This is a genomic window from Comamonas sp. C11, assembly GCF_024496285.1.
Taxonomy (GTDB): Bacteria; Pseudomonadota; Gammaproteobacteria; order Burkholderiales; family Burkholderiaceae_C; genus Comamonas; species Comamonas testosteroni_F.
This window is the reverse complement of record NZ_CP101743.1, coordinates 3,212,904-3,230,908: the sequence shown is the minus strand read 5'-3', so window position 1 is coordinate 3,230,908 and position 18,005 is coordinate 3,212,904. Positions and strand designations below refer to the sequence as shown.

The window sequence follows — 18,005 nt, the reverse complement described above, 5'->3', positions numbered from 1 at the left end:
TCGTTGTTGCAGGGAGGCTTTTGGTGAGCTATCAGAAGCCTTGGCTTAGTGTTGCGGATCAACTTGCCCAGTTGCAGGCGCGCGGCATGGATATCGGAGACCCGGAGAAGGCCGCCGAGTACCTGGAGCGCATAGGGTACTACCGCTTGTCGGGCTACTGGTATGACATGCGCAAATGGCAGCCGGTGCAGGGTGGCCGTCGTGGTGAGCGTCTGGTGCTTGATCAGTTCAAGCAAGGCACTTGCCTGCGGGATGTTGCTGACCTGTATGTTTTTGACAAGCGACTGCGCATGCTGGCGCTGGATGCATTGGAGCGCATTGAGATCGCGTTGCGCGTGGACTTGTCTCACAGGCTGGGGCAGAAGGGCGCTTTTTCCTATCAGGACGCGACGCTGTTCCACCCCAACTTCGCGCAGGTTCCCAAACGATCCGGGCGGACGCAGCACGAGGACTGGCTGTCCAAGCATGACGAGCTGATTCGTCGCTCGCGCGAGAAGTTCATTGATCACTACCGGACTAAATACGGGCTGCCGCTGGCCATTTGGGTGGCGTGCGAAGTGTGGGATTTCGGCTGTATGTCGGTGCTGTTCTCGGGCTTGGCATCGGCCGAACAGGATCAGATCGCACAGGGCTACGGCCTCCCGGTAGGTAGTGGTCAGGTGTTTGCCAGCTGGTTACGGAGCCTAAATTACCTGCGCAACGTATGCGCGCATCACAGCCGTTTATGGAACCGGAACGTTGTGGATCAGCCCCGACTGCCTAGAAGCGGCACTGTGGCCGTTCTGGACGCTTTCCAGGGGCAACCGCAGCTGATTGCACGACCGTTCTTGCTACTGTGCATCTGCCACCACCTGATGCAGCATATCAACCCCAGATCGTCCTGGAGCCGCCGCCTGCATGAGTTGCTGAAGGAGTTCCCTGACCTGCGCCATGTGGGCCTGACCCTGCAAGGCATGGGTGTGGTGCCGCAGTGGCAGGCGATGTTGCGTTAAGCGCAGGCAAAGAAAAACCCCCAAGCAGTTGGTGCAAGCACTTCACTGAAGGGGGCCGTGTTGCTGGGATTCTATAGCAATCTCTTAACAAAGTTAAGCCATGCCTAAACTGGCGTGGCTTCCGGAGCGCGGGTGGCGTCGGCAAGTGCGGCTTTCGTCTGGTCCAGTTCTGATGACAGCTGTGTAACCTCTGCCATGAGCTGTTTGATTTTGATGGCAGCCTTCCTGGTTAGCTCCGTCTTTATTAGGACTTTTGCTTCCAACTGTGCGTATGCTTTAGCTTCAGGTGCGGCCGGGTCGTCGTGGAAGACATGATCGGCAATTACGTCGCGTATGTCGTTTTCGTTGCAAAGGGCGTCATATTTTCGTTGAAGGGCCTGCAACTGCTGGGTCAGTGCCTCGCGTTCTTGAGCCCACCCAGCTTGAGCTTGTGCAAGGGCATCTAGCCAGATGTCATTGGCCATTTTGCCGACGCGATTGAGCAGCTTGTCTGGTAGGTTTGTCGCCGTTGACAGCTTGCTCACCGGAGCGTGCTTCTGACGGTACGCATCAAGGGCTTTCTTGATGGTTGCAAAACTGCCGGAACCAAGCTTGTCGCGGATGGTCTGGTAGGAGGGCTCTTGGCCAGTGGTTGAGACCATTTCTTCGATGACTGCGACGATCTCGTGTGTCTTGTAATTCATGATTTGTTTGGTAGGGGCAGGAGTGGAATCCTGCGGCGGTCTTTTATATTCACATCAAGCCATTGCACGAAAAAAAATCTTCATATTTGACTTGTCGTTTACTTGCGCTTTCGTTGCGTTTGAGGTCGGCGGAGCATGCAACCCAGGAGCGGAGGCAGAGGCAAAAAACGGCACGATGGGCCTCATGTCAAGCTGGCGTGGCATAAGGGGGGCAAGGTATGCGGGGAGCCCACGGAGCACGTTGTTAGCGATTTCGTATCTACCGGTGGTACTCGCACATCGTTCTGACAGTACCTGTTTTCTCTTCAAGTCATGTTGGTGATCGAGGTGTTAGCTGGCCGTGAGAGCGAAGTGCGGAGCACTGAGCAATGGCCTTGTGGAGGACTTGTGATGAGAGGTGTGAACCTCGAATCACAACCTCCCCATGCACAGTGATCTTCTTTGATGTTCTCTTCTCTCCGTGTGCCTGAATGTCCCGAGATGCGTAAGCATTGAGGGAGGTTCATGGCATACGGTGTTACCTCACTGTGTCTGTACTCCCCTGCATGCGGTATCACCGCATGCAGGGGAGTACGTCGTCCCTTCGGTATGTGACACCACAGACATACCTGCTTGGTGCAGCCATGTCTGTGGTGTCATGACCGAGTGTGGTGGGATGTGTGGCAGCACCTTAATGGCGCTACCACGCACCCCACGCAGGGTTGGAGGAGGAGGGCGGGTTGGTAACGTAGTTAGGAGACTTGGGGGTCTCGAGTGTAATTTCTGTCGTGTGTTTTGTAGTAATTACAGAAGTTCCCTCTGAAGGGGTGTAAGACCGCTTGCTCACAGGTTTCACATCGGCATGGGTGTGCATCGGTTTTTTGACAGAATTTGCGACACGCCTTGTTAGTGTTCTCAGCGCTGCCGTGATTCGGCCATTGACCTCTTGGTCACGGACCGTGCAAAACTTGCTTGCTCGTTTCTTGTCGGCGCGGTGACCTACCATACTGCCCAGAGGTTGTGCGCCCCGCTGCATCTCTCTGTAATCTGCTACCTGCGTTACGGTTGCGTGGGCTGGGAGTTCCGCCAGTTTCACTTGGCGGAAATGCGGGACCAGTGTTTCGAACTTGAACGTCAAAAGCTCTTCCAGCGTTTTGACAGGAAGGACAGAACTACCTCGGAGAGTGACTTCCAGGCGAGCGCGAGGGGTCAGGTGCACAAATTCGTTGCCGTTAACGTGATCTATGGATTTGACGTAACAACGGTTTCTGACTGAGTCCCCTTTGCGTCCCGTGTTGATAGAGCACCCGCCAGCAAGCTGCTCGACAGCCTGTTCCTTGTTTTCAACGGGTTCGAACCAATCCCGGAAGGTGATGATGTCGGTTGCGTCACTATGGCGATCGGAGAGGCCGCGCAATAAGGCGAAAGCCAACTGTGCCAGTTCAAAGCGGTCCAAGGGCGTGTGTTCACCGGGAAGTGCGTCAACAGCAATCTCAATTGCGTGCAATACGCAACCGCAAATCTTGTCGAACTTCTCGGAGACTCGATGCGTTGCAGCGATGAGTCTTACGGGGTCAGGGTCGTGCACACGCACGCGAAACGTGCGGCAGGAGTTGGGGTTCTCGCTAACGCCTTTTATATAGAGCTTGCCAAGATAGGTATGGGTTTCGAATGCCTCCTGGACATATCGGAATTGGGTTGGGCGCGCAAAGGTGATCAGGACATCGAGCCAGTCAATGCTGGCGCATAGCGTGCAATTTTTCAGTAAGTCGACACTCATGATGGTCGGCCAAGGCTCAAACGGCCTGACCGAAAGCTGTACTTGGTAAGTAATAGCTTACATTAATTTCGATAAAAATAAGCTGTAACTTACTATTCGGTGCTCTATTTTTGATGCAGCTTGCCGATACCAGCGACAAGTAGAAGTAGCGCTTGGCCGAGTTCCGGTGCGGAAGTTGATGCATCTTGCGTGATGTCTATCTCTCGTCCTGCGAAAGCTGAGCGATAGATGGCCAGCCAGTTCCTCTCGGCTACGGTCAACTGACGGGTGTCACTGTCCTGCTTAATGAGATTGAGAATGTCTGTGCAACCTCGTGAATGGCACCAGGCATCCAGCAACTCCATTGGTGGGATGCCCAAGTGCTGACTTGTTGCTAGGAGCTTGTTTTCAGGCAACTGCATCCTGCCCGTTTTAATCATGGATATGACGTTGGCGTTCCCGAACCCTAGGAGCTGTGCCACCTCCAAGTTGGTCAGACCTTTGTCAGTGATCGCTGTTGAGAAGAGGGTATGGAATTGCTCGGGCATGCTGCGAGCATAAGTGATAACTTAGGCGCTAAGGGCCAGCTTCGTTGGCTGGCACTGAATTAACAAACGGAATTTTTACGACGAATTGTCTACGGTCGTAATCCTGTGGCGTACGGGGGCGGCGGTATTCCAAGGAGCCTTTCGAATGACTGAGTAAGGCTGCTTGCTGCCGTGCAACTCTGAATTGCCAATGACCTCTGATGTTCTTTGCGGACATTCGTAAAAGGCTTCATTCCGTCGTGAATGCACGTCTGATAACAAAAGTCGTGCTGTGTGCAGATTTATTTATGAGTGCTACAAGTCAATAGTTAGTGCTCCCATTCAATAAAGCTGAGTAAAAATGAGAATAGTTCCAACTTGATTTTTCGTTTACCCGCAGTGCTTCAATAAGAGGTGATTTCGAGCCTCAGGTGACTGATACTATCTGTCACTAAAAGCGGGTTGTATCTTTCTTATGGGGTTGACGCAATGGTTGAAGAGGTTGGTAAATACTCAGACGTCTATAAAAGCTGGCAGCAACATTTCTTCAGCTTTAACTTGGCAGATCGGGAAAACCGTAGGCCCGGGCTACGCAAGCCCCAACTAGCTGCGCTGTACGCCTCGCTGGGTCATCTCGTGATGTCTCCTTCCACCACTGCCACGATTGTAATGCCAACGGGTACAGGCAAGACAGATACTATATTAAGCCTACTCATCGCCGGAAGGTTGGCCAGGACGCTGGTGCTTGTTCCATCTGACGCGTTGCGCTCGCAGCTTATTAATAAATGCAATCTTGAAAAGCTCCGTGAGATCGGCGCTATTTCTGAAAATGTGCTCAACCCTGTGGTGATGGCCGTCCGTAAAGGAATGACTATCGAAGAGGTCCAACAGGTTGCTGAGGCGAATGTTGTTGTCGCTACACCACAGGCTCTGCAGCGCTTCACCTCAGATGCGCTTCAGGCCCTAGCCGACCTTTGTAGTCACTTGATCATCGACGAAGCGCACCACGTAGCTGCTATGACGTGGGACAGAGTTAAATCTGCGTTTAAAAACAAGCCCCGTTTGCAGTTCACTGCTACGCCGTTTCGAGAAGATAACCAGGCGCTAGAAGGCACAATCATCTACAACTATCCTTTGAAGGAGGCTCAAAACGATGGGTACTTTAAAGCGATCGAGTTCCACCCTGTACGCGAATACAACCTTGAGTTGGCTGATCAAGTAGTTGCTGACAAGGCTGTGGAGTTACTGCGAAGCGATCGCAAGCAAGGCTTCAACCACTTATTGATGGTGCGTGCACGGTCCCAAAAACGAGCTGAAGCACTATTTGAACTGTACAAAGAGCACGAGGATCTCACACCTATTCTCATCCACAGCAAGGTTCTAGGTCGAGCCAAACTGATGAGTGATATTGTGGAGAAAAAACACAAAATTATTGTCTGTGTAGACATGCTGGGGGAAGGCTTCGACCTTCCTGAATTGAAGATTGCGGCAATTCACGATCAACATAGGAGTCCAGCCGTTACCCTCCAGTTCATTGGGCGACTTACCCGGGTTGATCAAGCCCTTGGAGATGCCAAGTTTGTCTCGAACATCGCAAATCAGAAAATGGATTACCAAATGGCCGCTCTCTATAAGGAGAGCGCGGACTGGAGTGCTGTTATTCGCGACGTTAGCAACGAAAAGATTGATCGCGAAATAAAAAAGGAAGCATTCACCGAACAATTCTTGAATGACCCCGATTCCGATGAAATACTAGGGCTGAATCCAAATCCAAAAATCAGCGCGGTGGCCTTCCATGTGGAACGAGATAAATGGCGACCCAAGAAGGCCCAATACTTTTCTCAAAAGAGAGAGCAACTGCAGTTTCTTTCCATCAACGATGAGCAGGATACTGTCATCATGGTTACGCGGCGTGACACACCGGTTGGATGGGCTCAGACCTCTGCGATCACAGATACAAACTGGATTCTTTATCTTGCGTATTACCATAAACCGGATAAAACGCTTTTTATCCATTCCTCGGGTGATGAAGCGCAATTATCGAGGTTCTTAAATTTAATCACAAATGACGCTAGGCGAATCAATGGCGAGCCGACATTTCGCACGTTACATGACATAAAACTTCTGAAGCTGCAAAATGTTGGATTATCAAGGGCGCGTAAGGATCTGAGATTCACTATGCATGTCGGTCGCGATATTAATGCCGTCATAAATGAAATACAGAATGGTACGGCCAGGAAGTCGAATATTTTTGCAACGGGCTTTGAGAATGGAAAGAGCACTACCGTAGGCTGTTCTCACAAAGGCAAGATTTGGGAGATGAATTCAGAGAGCATCATTTACTGGATTGAATGGTGTAAACGCGTCTCTCTGAAAATAAACAACTCCTCGATTCTATCTTCCGATGTACTCAAGGATGTGATGCGATCAGAAAAAATTGAAGGCAGATGGCCAAATGGGCTTTTCTATGCTGATTGGCCAGAATCCATCGCGATCGAGAATGAGCAAAAAATTTCGTTATCGTACAACGCAGAGGCTTTCAATTTGCTCGACATAGTATTGGGCAAGCCGAAGCTAACCGATGACCAGACGCTGAGTGTACCCGTCACTGCAGCAGTTCCAGATGGAGACCGGCACCTCCCAGACATAACCATTCGACTGCTAAACGATAGTTACAAGGTGAGCTGTCCCGGAGTAAAAATAATCCTCGCAGAAGAAAAATCGCTTGAGCAGTATCTTGATGCAGAACCGCTGGTAATGATGGCGGTGGATGGATCATTTGTGGAAGGTAATTATCGTTCATATAGTCCAAATAGCCTAGATTTGAAGCTGCCTACAGAGCTGATTGAGCAATGGAACTGGGGCAAAACTCCTATTCATAGCGAATCCATGACGGCCGCTCGAAATCTTGAAACTGTGCAGGGGTTCACATTTAGTAAAATCCAGAGTGACTACTCCTTCATTTTTAATGATGATGGCGCCGGTGAGATTGCGGATCTGGTTGCTATAAGGGAAAGCAGAGATGCTATTCACGTCGACCTTTACCACTGCAAGTATTGTCCTAAGAAAGAGGGAGTCGCTCAACCGGGAGCACGCGTGGAGGACGTATACGAGGTCTGCGGGCAGGCATCACGTTCAGTGAAATGGTTGCACACCCATGAGAAATTCTTTGATCGCCTGATGTTCCGATACCAACAATCATTGCCCAAGGGTTTTCAACGAATTCTGAAAGGCGATCCGAAGGACTTGGAGCTTCTGCGAAATAAATGTCATGACCACGAAATGATCTTCAAGTTTGTGATTGTTCAGCCTGCTATTTCAGCAGCAAAAATTTCTGCAGATCAGCTTGCTGTACTCGGAACTAGTTACACCTATATAAAAAGTGTGTCGGCTGCAGATGTGAAAGTAATTACTAGCCCCTAAACTTGCAGGCTGCTTGTTACTGTCATCAGTGTAAAGGCCGGCATAACCCGCAACGAGTCAAAGCTCCGATCCCTAACGAACTATCCATGCCCTTGTGCCTAGTTCGGCTAGGCAATAACCTGTCGGACGTGATGTGGCCATGAGTTAGAGCAACGACTGCAAAGCAGCTAAGCGAAAGCTATGAAGCGTGAACAGAATGCACCCACTTCTCTTTCCAAGAGTTGTGGTGGTCGTACCATTAATAAATGCCGGAGAAATTTCTCGCTGATTAAAAAGGATAATTCGTGAAATCAAATTTTCAATTATTTAAAAAATTAAGTGACTCAGCAAAAGCAGAGTTGCAGCGCCGTGCGCAGATCAACAGGCACAGTATTGAGAATGAAGCTCTCAATATTATTGAGGCAGCTCTTTCAACACCTAAGAAAATGGGCTTTGGCGACAAACTTGCTGCGATTGGGCGTTTTTACCAAGTTGAAGAGAAGGACATTGAATTTATTGAATCGATGCGAAATAGAACGCCTGCTAAGCCGATGAAATTTGACTAAATTGATACGGCTGTCGCTAATGCCTTATTTCTCCAAGCGATAGGCAAGCTCTTGGCGGTTAATACTTGGAAGGGGAGCTGAAATCTTTCTTGAAGTGCTGCTTCTAGGCGAATAATTGCAAGTAGTGATGTGCCTGGTAGCGCATCTATAACTATATCAATGTCGCTGGACGCCATATTTGAACCACTAGCAACAGATCCAAATATGCGTGGATTTATGCAGCCGTATGTTAAAGCCATTGCCCTGATCTCTGGCCCTATCTCTTTCAATTGTTGAATATTGATCAAGGTCATATCAGTTTTTACTTGCGCTGCTACCTGTATGAGAAGGCCTAGTTCGGTGAACCTAGCATAGCCCCACAAAGAGCACTACGTGGGGGTACTTCGATGAAATATGGGGTGGGTTGACGTGATTTGTGATAAATTACTTTAAATTCAACAGCTTACGAGACATGCGAAAAAGTGGGTTCGATTCCCATCGCCCGCTCCAGATTTAACCTTCTAAAACAAAGACTTGTCACGATCTTTGTTTTTTTTTCGGGGGGAGTTCCAGGGGGGGGTCCGATGAAGGACTCCAGCTACGCCTGCTCGGTATCCCCCTGGCCGTCGTCCAGCCACTTGGAATAGACGTTCAAAAACATCTCCACAGAATGCCCCGTCTGCTTGGCTGCATAGGCCGGCGTGGCTCCTGCCATGAGCAGCATCGTCGCATAGGTGTGGCGCATGTTGTTGGGCGGGCGGTAACGAATGCCCAGCGCCCTGAGCATTGGCACCCAGAAGGGGTTGCGAAACCGCTTGTCGTCTGCCCAGGGCTCGCCATGTGTCTGGTCGACCAAGACCGTCTGAGAATCCTTGGGCGCGGCCTGGCTCATGACGTCACCCGCCAGGCTGCCGAGTTGCGCCCTCGGGGCCTGCTCCTTCTGCCTTTCCAGCGCATCCAGGGCCCGGCTGTTCAGGCTGACGATGCGGGCCTTGTTGGTCTTGGTCTGCTTGCGCAGACCCTTGACGACCGCCTCATGGATCAGCACCTGTTTTTTGCTCCAGTCGATGCTGTGCCAGCGCAGGGCCACCATCTCGCTGGTGCGCAGGCCTGAGAAGAATCGAAATGCGATCAGATTGGCAATCGTGGGCGCAAAGTGTCGCGCGCACAGTCAATGATTCTTTCGACTTCCTCATGGTCGAACGGGTCGGGCGGCTCCCGTTGCCACTTGGCGCTGGTGACCGCCGCGACCGGGTCCTCGGTCAGCAGCTTGTCGAGCACGGCCAGGTCCATCGCAGACCTGAGGGCCGACACATAGTTGTTGACGGTCTTGCCGCTCAGACCCGGTCGTGTCTTGATGGCGCGAAGAATGTCCGGATGCTTCAGGGCGGAGACCTGCTTTTCGCCAATGAACGGCTTCCAGAACTTGACCGCACTCAGTTAGCCCGCCAGCGTCGAATGCTCTGCCACCTTCACGGACAGCCAGTGATCCAGCGGCTGGGCAACGGTCTTGCCGGCAGCCACCGTGCCGCCTTCCGGAAAGTACTCGCGCATCACAAAGTTGCTTCCACGGATCTTGAGCTTGATTTCGGCAAGCAGCCTGATGGCGTGTTTGATGTTGGCGGGCGTTGGCGGGCCTTGGCTGGCGTTGGCGGGTGCTGGTGCAATGGTCTTGCCCTCTGCCAGAAGAGTGCGGCGGATGCGCTCTCCCCGGAAGGAAAACGAGAGCCGAATGCCGCTCTCGCGAATCTCTACATCCCGCGCATTACCCATTTCCGGACCCCTTCACGGTCGATAGAAATGTGCGAATCGGGCGACCTGAAGTACTCGCGCCGCTCGATCCAGACACCGCTCTCGATCTTTCGGCGAATGGCTTTCTCGGTGAAGCCCGAGATGGCCGCAAAAATCTTGATCGTGGCAAAGCGATCCGGTGCCAGAAAGACCGGTGGCGGCTGGGTGCTGCTGAGAAAAGAGTCCATGTCATACCTCCTGAAAAAGAAGAACCCTGCTCAGTGGCAGGGCTCGGGGTTGATCGATCGATTGCGTGGGTCACATTGCGTGCTGCGGGTGCGCATGCCGCGTTGAAGCACTGGCAGGCTCCTGGCTGCGCGCCGGTACCAGTGCGCAGTGGACGACGCGGGTATGCACCTCACTACGTGGCGGGCGGCAGGCCAGCGTGTGGATGTGGGCGCGCTCCAGCTCCACCACCAGGGCGGTGCCGGGCAGCAGGGCGGCATGGTGTGTTTGCCAAAAGCGCTGCGCTGCTACGCCCGTCCAGGTGGCGCGCCACGGCTCGGTGTGGTGCGGGCCCAGGCGGTCCAGCAGCTGCAACTGCAGCTGAAAAGCGCCGCACAGCGCCGTGCTGGCCTGTGGCGGCGGGGGGCGGCTGAGAAAAAGCGTTCCGGTATGGCGCATGCATGCCTCCTGTTTTGGCAATAAAAAAGGTTCATCGAGGAATTCCGTGGAGATGAGCCCGTTCGTTTTGTAATCTGACGGCTGCGAAGCTGACATCGGAGAACAAATCAAATGCTGGACTCGAAGTTATTGCAGGCTCTTGGCGGCTGGGAGGGCTACGAGGTTGAACGTGTGCAGTGGCCCCAGGGCGATAGCCGCACCGTGTCGATCTATCTGAAGCCGCAGGCCAGCATCATGCATTGCGAACGCTGCGGTGGGCAGTGCAGCCAAGTCCATGAGACCACGACACGGCGCGTGCGCGATCTGGCACTGTTCGAGTACAAGGTGGCGCTGCATGTGCCGCGTCGGCGTCTGTGGTGCGATAGCTGTGGTGGCCCGCGCCTGGAGAAACTCAGCTGGCTCGGTCGCTACCAGCGCGTCACAGACCGTCTGGCACAGGCGTGCAGCCAGTTGCTTCGCAGCAGCAGCATCAAGGCAGTCGCGGCCTTCTTCGATCTTGGGTGGCACACGGTCAAGTCCATCGACAAGGCCTTATTGCTGGCCACTACCGCGCAGCCGCAATGGGAGCGGATCGAGTACTTGGCAATGGACGAGTTTGCGTTGCACAAGGGCCATCGCTACGCCACAGTCGTCGTCGACCCCATCAGCCGGCAGGTGCTGTGGGTGGGGCAAGGGCGCTCACGCGAGACGGCCCGCCAGTTCTTCGAGCAGTTGCCCGTTGGCGTTGCCCAGCGCATTCGCGCGGTTGCTATCGACATGACTACTGCCTACGAGCTGGAGATCCAGGCCAACTGCCCCAACGCCGAGATCGTCTATGACCTGTTCCATGTCGTGGCCAAGTATGGCCGGGAGGTTATCGACCGAGTGCGTGTCGATCAGGCCAACTTGCTGCGCCAACAGCCCTTGGCGCGCAAGGTGCTCAAGTCCAGCCGCTGGTTGCTACTGCGCAATCGCAACAAGCTGCAGGCTCAACAAGCAGTGCAGCTCAAGGAGCTGCTGGCGGCCAATGAGCCATTAATGGCGGTATACGTCTTGCGCGATGAGCTAAAACAGCTGTGGTTTTACCGTCGTCCGGCTTGGGCGCATCGCGCCTGGCAGCACTGGTGTGAGCAAGCGCGCCAAAGCGGTATTACAGCACTGAGCACCTTCGCTCAGCGCTTGCAAAGCTACCTGCACGGGATCATCGCCCGATGCCGGCATCCGTTGAACACAAGTGTTGTCGAGGGCATCAACAACACCATCAAGGTCATCAAGCGCCGGGCCTATGGCTACCGCGATCAGGACTATTTCTTTCTGAAGATTCGCGCAGCCTTCCCCGGTAATGCGCGATGAACCATAAAAAAGCCCGCACGAAGGCGGGCAATGGCAATGGGGTGGAAGGATCTCTAGGTCTTGTTTCGGCCTCGATAGTCGAGATCGGTGGCAGAGTAGTTCTCGCGCTTGCGCCAGTCCATCCGGACGGGGCCGGCATGGTCGGTCGGGTAGGTGATGCGCTCTTTCTCCCGGCTGAGCTCCCATCGCTTGGCCTCCACGATATGGTGGACGGCGGGCTTTTTAGTTGTACTCATGGCTAAGACTCTCAGTAGATTGCAGAACAGTTGATCCCACGGTACAGGGTTACCGCGGGCAGGTCTATAGATTTCTTGTTCGAAAGAGCAGGGGGAGATCTGGCTCAAGCACCACCCCTTTGCCGGTGTTGCATGTTGTCAACCAAAGGTCTTTCAGTTCACCTATACTGGTTCCACTCGCTGTTTAGGCCGTTCGCCCCAACAGTGCCTGTCTGACACCATTGCCGCCCCTTGGCCGCAGGTAGCCGCTCTTCTAGCAAAGCACGCGGTGGTCACTCCCCTCTAGGCGAACCCCCCAGATCCTGAACATTCTTATGGATCTGCGTTGCCCCCTGAATTCACAGCGGGCCTTCCCTATCTCACTTGATGGTCTGCGCAATCGTGTGTGCGGCCGTCCGTTTTCATGCTGCACAAAAACATTACAGAGCAGATTGGCCGCTACGTGGTCACACCTCTGACACAGCCGAGCACCAGCGGCCAATTCCTGGCTGCCGTTTCCATTCGCCGCGGCGCTTATGACCGCGTCATTCGATTTGTCCCTCAGTTTTCTAACGAGTCGCTCGCCTCTAACTATGCCCTGACCGAGGGGCGCAACATGGTGCTGAACCACAGTCTGAATTGAGCGGCTGAATCCTTCACTCACAGGAGCTACTTTGGCAAAAGAAGAACTAATCGAGATGTCAGGACGAGTTGATGAAGTGCTGCCGGATGCGCGATTTCGCGTGACTCTGGAGAACGGCCATCAGCTCATCGCATACAGCGGCGGAAAGATGCGCAAGCACCGTATTCGCGTTCTGGCTGGCGACAAAGTGACCGTTGAAATGTCGCCCTACGACTTGAACAAGGGACGAGTGACCTTTCGCCATCTTGCTCCACGCACTGGCGGCGCTCCTGGTGGCAACCCTGCCTTCAAGCGTCGTCGCTGACCCTCTCAACCTCCTATTCGCTCATCGCTGAAATGCATGAGCCCACTTTGAAAGAACACCATGCAATCCAATCTCTATGTGACCAATCTCAGCTACACGGTTGACAGCGATGCCCTGCGCGCCCATTTCGGCAGCTGCGGCGATGTCGTTGCCGCCGACGTCATCATGGATCGTGAAACCGGCCGTTCGCGCGGCTTCGGCTTTGTGGAAATGAGCACTCCCGAGCAAGCGCAGAAAGCCATCCAGGAGCTGAACGACCAACCGCTGGGCGGTCGTGCTGTGGGAGTGGCCCTGGCCCGTCCACGCAAATAATCTTCTTCGATCTGTAAGAAGGGCCCACGCCAAAAGCGTGGGCTTTTTCTTTGGGGGGCGATACTTGCTGCTGGCCGTTTTTTGAGTAAAGCGTCACAGGCACACAAAAGCCCGCCAGGTGCAAACCTGGCGGGCTTTTGTGTGAGAGGGAAGGGGAGTGGGGACTCAAGTGATCCCCGTCAGCTTGGCCAGCTCTGCTGGTCGCTAATTGCCCATGGCCACTTGCTGATGCCGGTCGCGAAGCCTGTCCAGCAAGGCAGCGCCTTCGGCGTACCAGTGGGCTCTGAAGCCCTGGTGGCGCTCATGCCGGCCCCATAATGCGCCACCCTTTGCTATCAAGAATTTGGCTCCTATGTCTTCCAACGGCTTTCACGTCCACGGCCCGCACGATCACGAACTCGAACATGCCGCCCAGGGCGAACATGGCGAAACCGCCCATCACGGCATCGGCGGCGGCAGCCTGACCAACCAGATCGCCATGTGCACCGCCGTCATCGCCACGGTGGGCGCCATCTTCTCGTACATGGGCGGTGCCACCCAGGCCAGTGCCGGGCTGTACAAGAACGACGCAGCCATCAAGAAGACCGAGGCGGCCAACCAGTGGGCCTTCTACCAGGCCAAGAGCACCAAGCAGTCGATGGCCGAGTTCGCGCGCGATCTGGTGGCCACGGAGGACAAGCGGGCTGCCTACCAGGCCAAGGTGGAGCGCTACGAGAAGGAAAAGGACGACATCAAGCGCGATGCCGAGCGTCTGGAAGCGGAGGCCCGGCAGTGGGACGAGCAGTCCGAGATGCAGATGCACCTGCATCACCGCTGGGCCCAGGCCACCACGGCGCTGCAGGTTGCCATTGCCCTTGCAGCCATTGCACTGCTGACCAAGAAGAAATGGCTCGAATACGGGATGCTTGGCGTGGCCGCGCTCGGCCTGGGCGTGGGCGGGCTGGCGATGCTGCATATCTGAGAGCGTTTTTGCGATCTTCTGAGCAGAATCGCCAGGAACGAGAGATGGGCAAACAGCGGGCTGCTGCTGAGCAGCCGCTCGCAGTTCTTACACTCCCGACGATTTTCGCCGGCCACACAAAGCGGCACGCGGGCTGCCGCACCAGTTCATCGCGGTCAGAGGTATCGGTCATCAGAACCCCTTGGTGATCAAAAAAGCCCCCCGGGTCTTGAACCTTGCGGGCTTTTGTTGGGGTAGTGGCTTCTCAATTTATGAGCACGTTGCGCTTGCTCTAGCTACATTTGATAGTAGTTTGCTGCCGATAGCGTTGCTGGGCTGGCGGTAGCTGCTTTGCTTTCCATAGCGTGAAGCAGGCGGCTGCGCTGGCGCTCGCGGTGCAGCAGCTCCTGCAGCACGGTGTCTATCGGATGCATCGGCAGGAGACTCCCAAGCCCAGGTGGCCCAGCTCGGCAAAGCCGTGGTCAAACGCTTCGGCGGCGCTGCGGGCAATGTGATGGGTGGAAGCGCAGCCACATTCCAGAACAAAGATGCGCATGGCGACTGCTCCTCGAAAAGCTGCAGGTTCAGGTGGTTGGTGGTGCCGGCACGCACGCGGTTGATGCTCATCAGGGCTGATGATGTCTTCCAAAATAACCGTCACCGCGCCATTGAATGCCGCCGCAGCAGAACGCCATGCCCGCCGCATCGCCATCGCCTATGTCATTGCAGCATGTGGCGTTGCGGCCGCCGGGCTGGCCGCCCTGGTGCTGGCTATCCGCTGGTGGTAAGCAGTTTTACTCTTTGACCACAGGCCTGTGCACCAGCACCGGAATGTGGCTGTTCACCAGCACGCGCTGGGTTTCGCTGCCCAGCAGAATGCCGGCAAGGCCCTTGCGGCCGTGCGATGCCATGCAGATCAGGTCGCAGTGGCTTTCCTCGGCTTGATGGATGATGGCCTTGTGCACCGAGGCGTTCATGGCTCGTGCCGTCCTGCAATACACCCCCTCGGCCCTGGCAATGTCCTGCACCTCTTGCAACACCTTGTCGGCCGTTCTCTCGGCGTCCTTGTTCAGGTCGCTGGTGTTGTAGGTCATCATCGCCTCGCCGCTGTACATCAAGGCGGCATAGTCTGGCATCACGTACAGCACCGTCACCTGGGAGTCTTGCTCCTTGGCAAACTCCATGCCCGCACGCAGCGCGGCTTCGGAGAGTTTCGAGCCGTCCGTAGGAATCAGAATGTGCTTGAACATTTTCAGCCTCCTTGCGCGCCAGCGCCTGCGGGGTTGCCACGCAATCCGAACGATTGCCAAACCCATACTCACACTCCGGGATGGCTAATGCAACACCCAGAAGTAGGTATTCAGGCGGTTTTTTTGATGGGCAAGCAAAGGCCTGAAATCCAGTGGAAATCGGCTCTGACCTAATTGGCCGCAGGCCTGTGCACCAGCACCGGAATGCCGCTGTTCACCAGCACGCGCTGGGTTTCGCTGCCCAGCAAAATGCCGGCAAGGCCCTTGCGACCGTGCGATGCCATGCAGATCAGGTCGCAGTGGCTGTCCTTGGCCTGTTGGATGATGGCCTGGTGCACCGAAAAGTTCATCGTCCGCTCCAACTTGCAGTCCACTCCCTCGGCCTCGGCAATGTCCTGCACCGTCTTTAGCACGGTGTCGGCCGTTAGCTCGGCGTCCCGGCGCATCTCGCTGGGGTTGTAGGCCACCATCCCCTCGCCGCTATACATCAGGGCCGAATAGTCCGGCATCACATAAAGCACCGTCACGTCGGAGCCTTGCTCCTTGGCCAGCTGCAAGCCTGCACGCAGTGCAGCTTCGGAGAGTTTCGAGCCGTCTGTCGGAATCAGAATGTGCTTGAACATTTTCAGCCTCCTTGGGCATCAGCGGTAGCAACGCAATCCGAACGATTGCCTACCCATACTCACACTCCGGGGCAGCCATTGCAACACCTGGCGTCAATATTCAAGCATTCCCCCGCTTGTGCTTGTTGCCGCATGACGGTGGCGGCGGCGCGACAGGGCGCAAGGCAGGCGCCAGGCTTGGGTAGCATGCTGACGATGTCTTCATCCTTCGAATGACAAGGAAGTCCCATGCTCAATACGGATACCGTTGCGAAGAGGCTGTTTGGCGCCTCCGCAGATACCTTGGACGCCAGAGCGCTCAAGGTCGCCCAGCACATTGCCCGGCGCAAGCACATTTCGCGCAATGTGGATCAGGAGCTGGATCAAACGCCGCCCACCTTCGGCCAGCGCGCAGCCGATGCCGTCGCCACCTTTGGCGGCTCCTGGGCCTTTGTGGCGCTGTTTTGCGCAACCATGCTGGTCTGGGTGGGCCTCAACTCTTTGCTGCTGTGGGCGCGCGGCTCCACCTTCGACCCGTACCCCTATATTCTGCTGAACCTGTTTCTGTCCATGCTGGCGGCCATACAGGCGCCCATCATTCTCATGTCGCAGAACCGGCAGGCAGACAAGGACCGCATTCGCGGAGAGCACGACTACGAAGTCAACCTCAAGGCCGAGCTGGAAATCATGCTGCTGCACGAAAAAATCGACGAGCTGCAGAAAACGCAGTGGAGCGAACTTATCACCATCCAGAGCGAGCAGCTGCAGCTGCTGCGCCGGCTGGCGGACGGGCAGCGGTCCGTTTAACTGCGCAGGTTTTGGGTAGTCTGTGGCGCTGCCTGCGCCTAGCCAGTGCAACACGGGGCTTGCGCATTCGCGGTGCAGGTCGCTAAAAGCGGGAGGGCGGTAGTACGATTCGCCAATCGCAACTTGGAGTGGGTATGGGCAAATCGACGTATCGCGCATTGGTGATTGCTTCGCTGGGCATCCCATTATTCGGAATGCTGGCGGAATATGGCTTCGATCTGGTGCCTCATGAGCTGACCGATCTTTCCCAGAGCCTGCTGATGCAGTCGGAAGTCGGCCCCACGGACTGGATCTTCTTGCTGGCGCTTTCGGTGCTCGTGGTGCTCGGCCTCATTTCCTTTTACGGGTTTTATGGGCTGCTGCGGTTCAGAGCATGGGCACCTCGGTTTGCCCTGTGGTCTTCTGCCGCGACGTGGGTCGTCACATGCTTCAGCCCGCCGATTGTGCTGTCCGGCCTGGGGAACGCGACATCGGCCTTGGGCTTTGCGCTGTTTGGCGCGGTACTCGCATTGCCGTACTACTCTCCCGAAGTGCGAGAGATGTTCTGGCCTTCCTCGCCTGAGGCCTGAACAAAAGCCCCAGCCAGGGGCTTTTTGTATGGCACAGCGCTTCGGGCTTCAGAGCAGACTATCGGAACGTCATGCGCAGCAAGCAGGCCTTCATCGGGCGCTGGGGGCTGCTTGGCTGACAGCGCCGGCGCTGGTCGGGGTACACCGGCAGCGCCACCTGCTTTTCGCGGTGCTGGGCGCGCAGGGTCAGGCGCTGCGTGCAGGCCGTTGCCGGCGTGGCCAGCTGGGCATCGGTCGCGCCGATGATCTCGCCGTCGGCAATGCGCTGCGGCAGGCTGCTGAAGGACACCACCATCTGGTCCGTCGCAATCGGCTTGGCATAGGGCTGGGTGGGGCGGCCCTGGCTGTCGTAGTTCAGGTTCAGCAAGTAGCGGCTGTGCTGCCACTCGTCTGCATCGCCCTGCATCACGGCATTGAACACCGTGCGGTGTACCTGCGCCGCGGCCTCTGCGGCCAGAGAAAAAGGCCAGTTCCCTACGCTGCGAGTCTGCAGGCGGGTGCAGCGCGGCTTCCATGCGGTTAAAGGCGTCGATATAGGCGACCTTCCTGCGCAGTGCTTCCTTGCCGGTAAAGCCCATGGCCAGCAGCGTAAAACCGTCGCGAGTGATTCGGTGAGCCGGAAGCGTGCGTCCTGTTGAGTCAGTGAAATCGCTCAACGCAAAATTGCGTTCAGTGAATTCGGCAGGGGGCGTCGAGTCTTTTGATGGCGCGAACCACATCAGCGTGGCT

At 55.5% G+C, this 18,005-nt stretch carries 25 protein-coding genes and 1 pseudogene; 11 read left to right on the top strand and 15 right to left on the bottom strand.

Annotation, left to right across the window (positions count from 1 at the left end; translation table 11 throughout):
* Positions 1 to 23 precede the first annotated feature (23 nt).
* Complete coding sequence (locus NOX35_RS14780; RefSeq protein ID WP_256493763.1) at positions 24 to 992, top strand: Abi family protein; 969 nt, start codon at positions 24 to 26, stop codon at positions 990 to 992.
* A gap of 104 nt (positions 993 to 1,096) precedes the next feature.
* Here NOX35_RS14780 and NOX35_RS14775 read toward each other — a convergent pair whose 3' ends face one another.
* The 3 genes from NOX35_RS14775 to NOX35_RS14765 form a co-directional block, all read right to left on the bottom strand.
* On the bottom strand, positions 1,097 to 1,675 hold the full coding sequence (locus NOX35_RS14775) for a DNA-binding protein (protein WP_256493762.1): 579 nt from the start codon (positions 1,673 to 1,675) through the stop codon (positions 1,097 to 1,099).
* A gap of 679 nt (positions 1,676 to 2,354) precedes the next feature.
* A complete protein-coding gene (locus tag NOX35_RS14770; protein ID WP_059441540.1) occupies positions 2,355 to 3,434 on the bottom strand; it encodes a hypothetical protein in 1,080 nt (359 codons plus the stop codon).
* Between the two features lie 104 nt (positions 3,435 to 3,538).
* Positions 3,539 to 3,961, bottom strand: coding sequence for a helix-turn-helix transcriptional regulator (locus NOX35_RS14765; RefSeq protein ID WP_059441539.1), 423 nt, complete (start codon positions 3,959 to 3,961; stop codon positions 3,539 to 3,541).
* A 468-nt stretch (positions 3,962 to 4,429) separates the two neighbouring features.
* Between NOX35_RS14765 and NOX35_RS14760 the strand changes: the two genes are divergently transcribed.
* Together NOX35_RS14760 and NOX35_RS14755 are read left to right on the top strand one after the other, a co-directional pair.
* Positions 4,430 to 7,363 carry a DEAD/DEAH box helicase gene (locus NOX35_RS14760; RefSeq protein WP_256493761.1) on the top strand — a complete coding sequence of 978 codons (2,934 nt, stop codon included), beginning with the start codon at positions 4,430 to 4,432 and terminating at the stop codon, positions 7,361 to 7,363.
* 284 nt (positions 7,364 to 7,647) lie between these two features.
* Positions 7,648 to 7,908: a hypothetical protein gene (locus NOX35_RS14755; RefSeq protein ID WP_152668627.1), complete on the top strand. Its 261-nt coding sequence runs from the start codon at positions 7,648 to 7,650 to the stop codon at positions 7,906 to 7,908.
* Here NOX35_RS14755 and NOX35_RS14750 read toward each other — a convergent pair.
* From NOX35_RS14750 to NOX35_RS14725, 6 genes are all read right to left on the bottom strand, one after another.
* Positions 7,905 to 8,201, bottom strand: a complete 297-nt coding sequence (locus tag NOX35_RS14750; RefSeq protein ID WP_256493760.1) for a nucleotidyltransferase family protein — start codon at positions 8,199 to 8,201, stop codon at positions 7,905 to 7,907. The two genes, NOX35_RS14755 and NOX35_RS14750, sit on opposite strands and share 4 nt — an antisense overlap.
* 284 nt (positions 8,202 to 8,485) lie before the next feature.
* Complete coding sequence (locus tag NOX35_RS14745; protein WP_256493759.1) at positions 8,486 to 8,980, bottom strand: tyrosine-type recombinase/integrase; 495 nt, start codon at positions 8,978 to 8,980, stop codon at positions 8,486 to 8,488.
* A 38-nt stretch (positions 8,981 to 9,018) separates the two neighbouring features.
* On the bottom strand, positions 9,019 to 9,180 hold the full coding sequence (locus NOX35_RS14740) for a hypothetical protein (protein ID WP_232537949.1): 162 nt from the start codon (positions 9,178 to 9,180) through the stop codon (positions 9,019 to 9,021).
* A 147-nt stretch (positions 9,181 to 9,327) separates the two neighbouring features.
* Positions 9,328 to 9,660, bottom strand: a complete 333-nt coding sequence (locus tag NOX35_RS14735) for an Arm DNA-binding domain-containing protein (RefSeq protein WP_256493758.1) — start codon at positions 9,658 to 9,660, stop codon at positions 9,328 to 9,330.
* Positions 9,639 to 9,866 carry an excisionase gene (locus NOX35_RS14730; RefSeq protein WP_182283014.1) on the bottom strand — a complete coding sequence of 76 codons (228 nt, stop codon included), beginning with the start codon at positions 9,864 to 9,866 and terminating at the stop codon, positions 9,639 to 9,641. Before NOX35_RS14730 ends, NOX35_RS14735 begins: the two co-directional genes overlap by 22 nt.
* A 70-nt stretch (positions 9,867 to 9,936) precedes the next feature.
* Positions 9,937 to 10,302 (bottom strand): hypothetical protein, encoded by a 366-nt coding sequence (locus NOX35_RS14725; RefSeq protein WP_256493757.1) that lies wholly within the window; start codon positions 10,300 to 10,302, stop codon positions 9,937 to 9,939.
* A gap of 111 nt (positions 10,303 to 10,413) precedes the next feature.
* Between NOX35_RS14725 and NOX35_RS14720 the strand changes: the two genes are divergently transcribed.
* Positions 10,414 to 11,634, top strand: a complete 1,221-nt coding sequence (locus NOX35_RS14720; protein ID WP_256493660.1) for an ISL3 family transposase — start codon at positions 10,414 to 10,416, stop codon at positions 11,632 to 11,634.
* 53 nt (positions 11,635 to 11,687) lie between these two features.
* Here NOX35_RS14720 and NOX35_RS14715 read toward each other — a convergent pair whose 3' ends face one another.
* On the bottom strand, positions 11,688 to 11,870 hold the full coding sequence (locus NOX35_RS14715) for a hypothetical protein (protein ID WP_256493756.1): 183 nt from the start codon (positions 11,868 to 11,870) through the stop codon (positions 11,688 to 11,690).
* Positions 11,871 to 12,273: 403 nt separating this feature from the next.
* On the opposite strand from NOX35_RS14715, the gene NOX35_RS14710 reads away from it, so the two are divergent.
* From NOX35_RS14710 to NOX35_RS14695, 4 genes are all read left to right on the top strand, one after another.
* Positions 12,274 to 12,492 (top strand): hypothetical protein, encoded by a 219-nt coding sequence (locus tag NOX35_RS14710; RefSeq protein ID WP_003077316.1) that lies wholly within the window; start codon positions 12,274 to 12,276, stop codon positions 12,490 to 12,492.
* Positions 12,493 to 12,523: 31 nt separating this feature from the next.
* Positions 12,524 to 12,796, top strand: a complete 273-nt coding sequence (gene infA, locus NOX35_RS14705; protein WP_003077320.1) for a translation initiation factor IF-1 — start codon at positions 12,524 to 12,526, stop codon at positions 12,794 to 12,796.
* 60 nt (positions 12,797 to 12,856) lie between these two features.
* Complete coding sequence (locus NOX35_RS14700) at positions 12,857 to 13,108, top strand: RNA-binding protein (RefSeq protein ID WP_256493753.1); 252 nt, start codon at positions 12,857 to 12,859, stop codon at positions 13,106 to 13,108.
* A 352-nt stretch (positions 13,109 to 13,460) separates the two neighbouring features.
* Positions 13,461 to 14,069, top strand: coding sequence for a DUF4337 domain-containing protein (locus tag NOX35_RS14695; protein WP_256493752.1), 609 nt, complete (start codon positions 13,461 to 13,463; stop codon positions 14,067 to 14,069).
* 400 nt (positions 14,070 to 14,469) lie between these two features.
* On the opposite strand, the gene NOX35_RS14685 is transcribed toward NOX35_RS14695, so the two are convergent.
* Complete coding sequence (locus NOX35_RS14685) at positions 14,470 to 14,604, bottom strand: hypothetical protein (protein ID WP_256493750.1); 135 nt, start codon at positions 14,602 to 14,604, stop codon at positions 14,470 to 14,472.
* Positions 14,605 to 14,686: 82 nt separating this feature from the next.
* Between NOX35_RS14685 and NOX35_RS14680 the strand changes: the two genes are divergently transcribed.
* Complete coding sequence (locus NOX35_RS14680) at positions 14,687 to 14,836, top strand: hypothetical protein (RefSeq protein ID WP_182283008.1); 150 nt, start codon at positions 14,687 to 14,689, stop codon at positions 14,834 to 14,836.
* 6 nt (positions 14,837 to 14,842) lie between these two features.
* Here the strand turns inward: NOX35_RS14680 and NOX35_RS14675 are convergent, their stop codons facing one another.
* Complete coding sequence (locus tag NOX35_RS14675; RefSeq protein WP_256493748.1) at positions 14,843 to 15,298, bottom strand: universal stress protein; 456 nt, start codon at positions 15,296 to 15,298, stop codon at positions 14,843 to 14,845.
* Between the two features lie 170 nt (positions 15,299 to 15,468).
* Positions 15,469 to 15,921, bottom strand: a complete 453-nt coding sequence (locus tag NOX35_RS14670; RefSeq protein ID WP_182283006.1) for a universal stress protein — start codon at positions 15,919 to 15,921, stop codon at positions 15,469 to 15,471.
* A gap of 228 nt (positions 15,922 to 16,149) precedes the next feature.
* Here NOX35_RS14670 and NOX35_RS14665 point away from each other — a divergent pair, with 228 nt between their 5' ends.
* Positions 16,150 to 16,707: a DUF1003 domain-containing protein gene (locus tag NOX35_RS14665; RefSeq protein ID WP_182283005.1), complete on the top strand. Its 558-nt coding sequence runs from the start codon at positions 16,150 to 16,152 to the stop codon at positions 16,705 to 16,707.
* 134 nt (positions 16,708 to 16,841) lie between these two features.
* A complete protein-coding gene (locus tag NOX35_RS14660; protein ID WP_182283004.1) occupies positions 16,842 to 17,276 on the top strand; it encodes a hypothetical protein in 435 nt (144 codons plus the stop codon).
* A 58-nt stretch (positions 17,277 to 17,334) separates the two neighbouring features.
* Here the strand turns inward: NOX35_RS14660 and NOX35_RS14655 are convergent, their stop codons facing one another.
* Both NOX35_RS14655 and NOX35_RS14650 read right to left on the bottom strand, forming a co-directional pair.
* Positions 17,335 to 17,697, bottom strand: a complete 363-nt coding sequence (locus NOX35_RS14655; RefSeq protein ID WP_232538289.1) for a hypothetical protein — start codon at positions 17,695 to 17,697, stop codon at positions 17,335 to 17,337.
* A 139-nt stretch (positions 17,698 to 17,836) separates the two neighbouring features.
* Positions 17,837 to 17,995, bottom strand: a pseudogene (locus tag NOX35_RS14650) (Rha family transcriptional regulator); the annotation flags it as partial.
* Between the last annotated feature and the right edge of the window lie 10 nt (positions 17,996 to 18,005).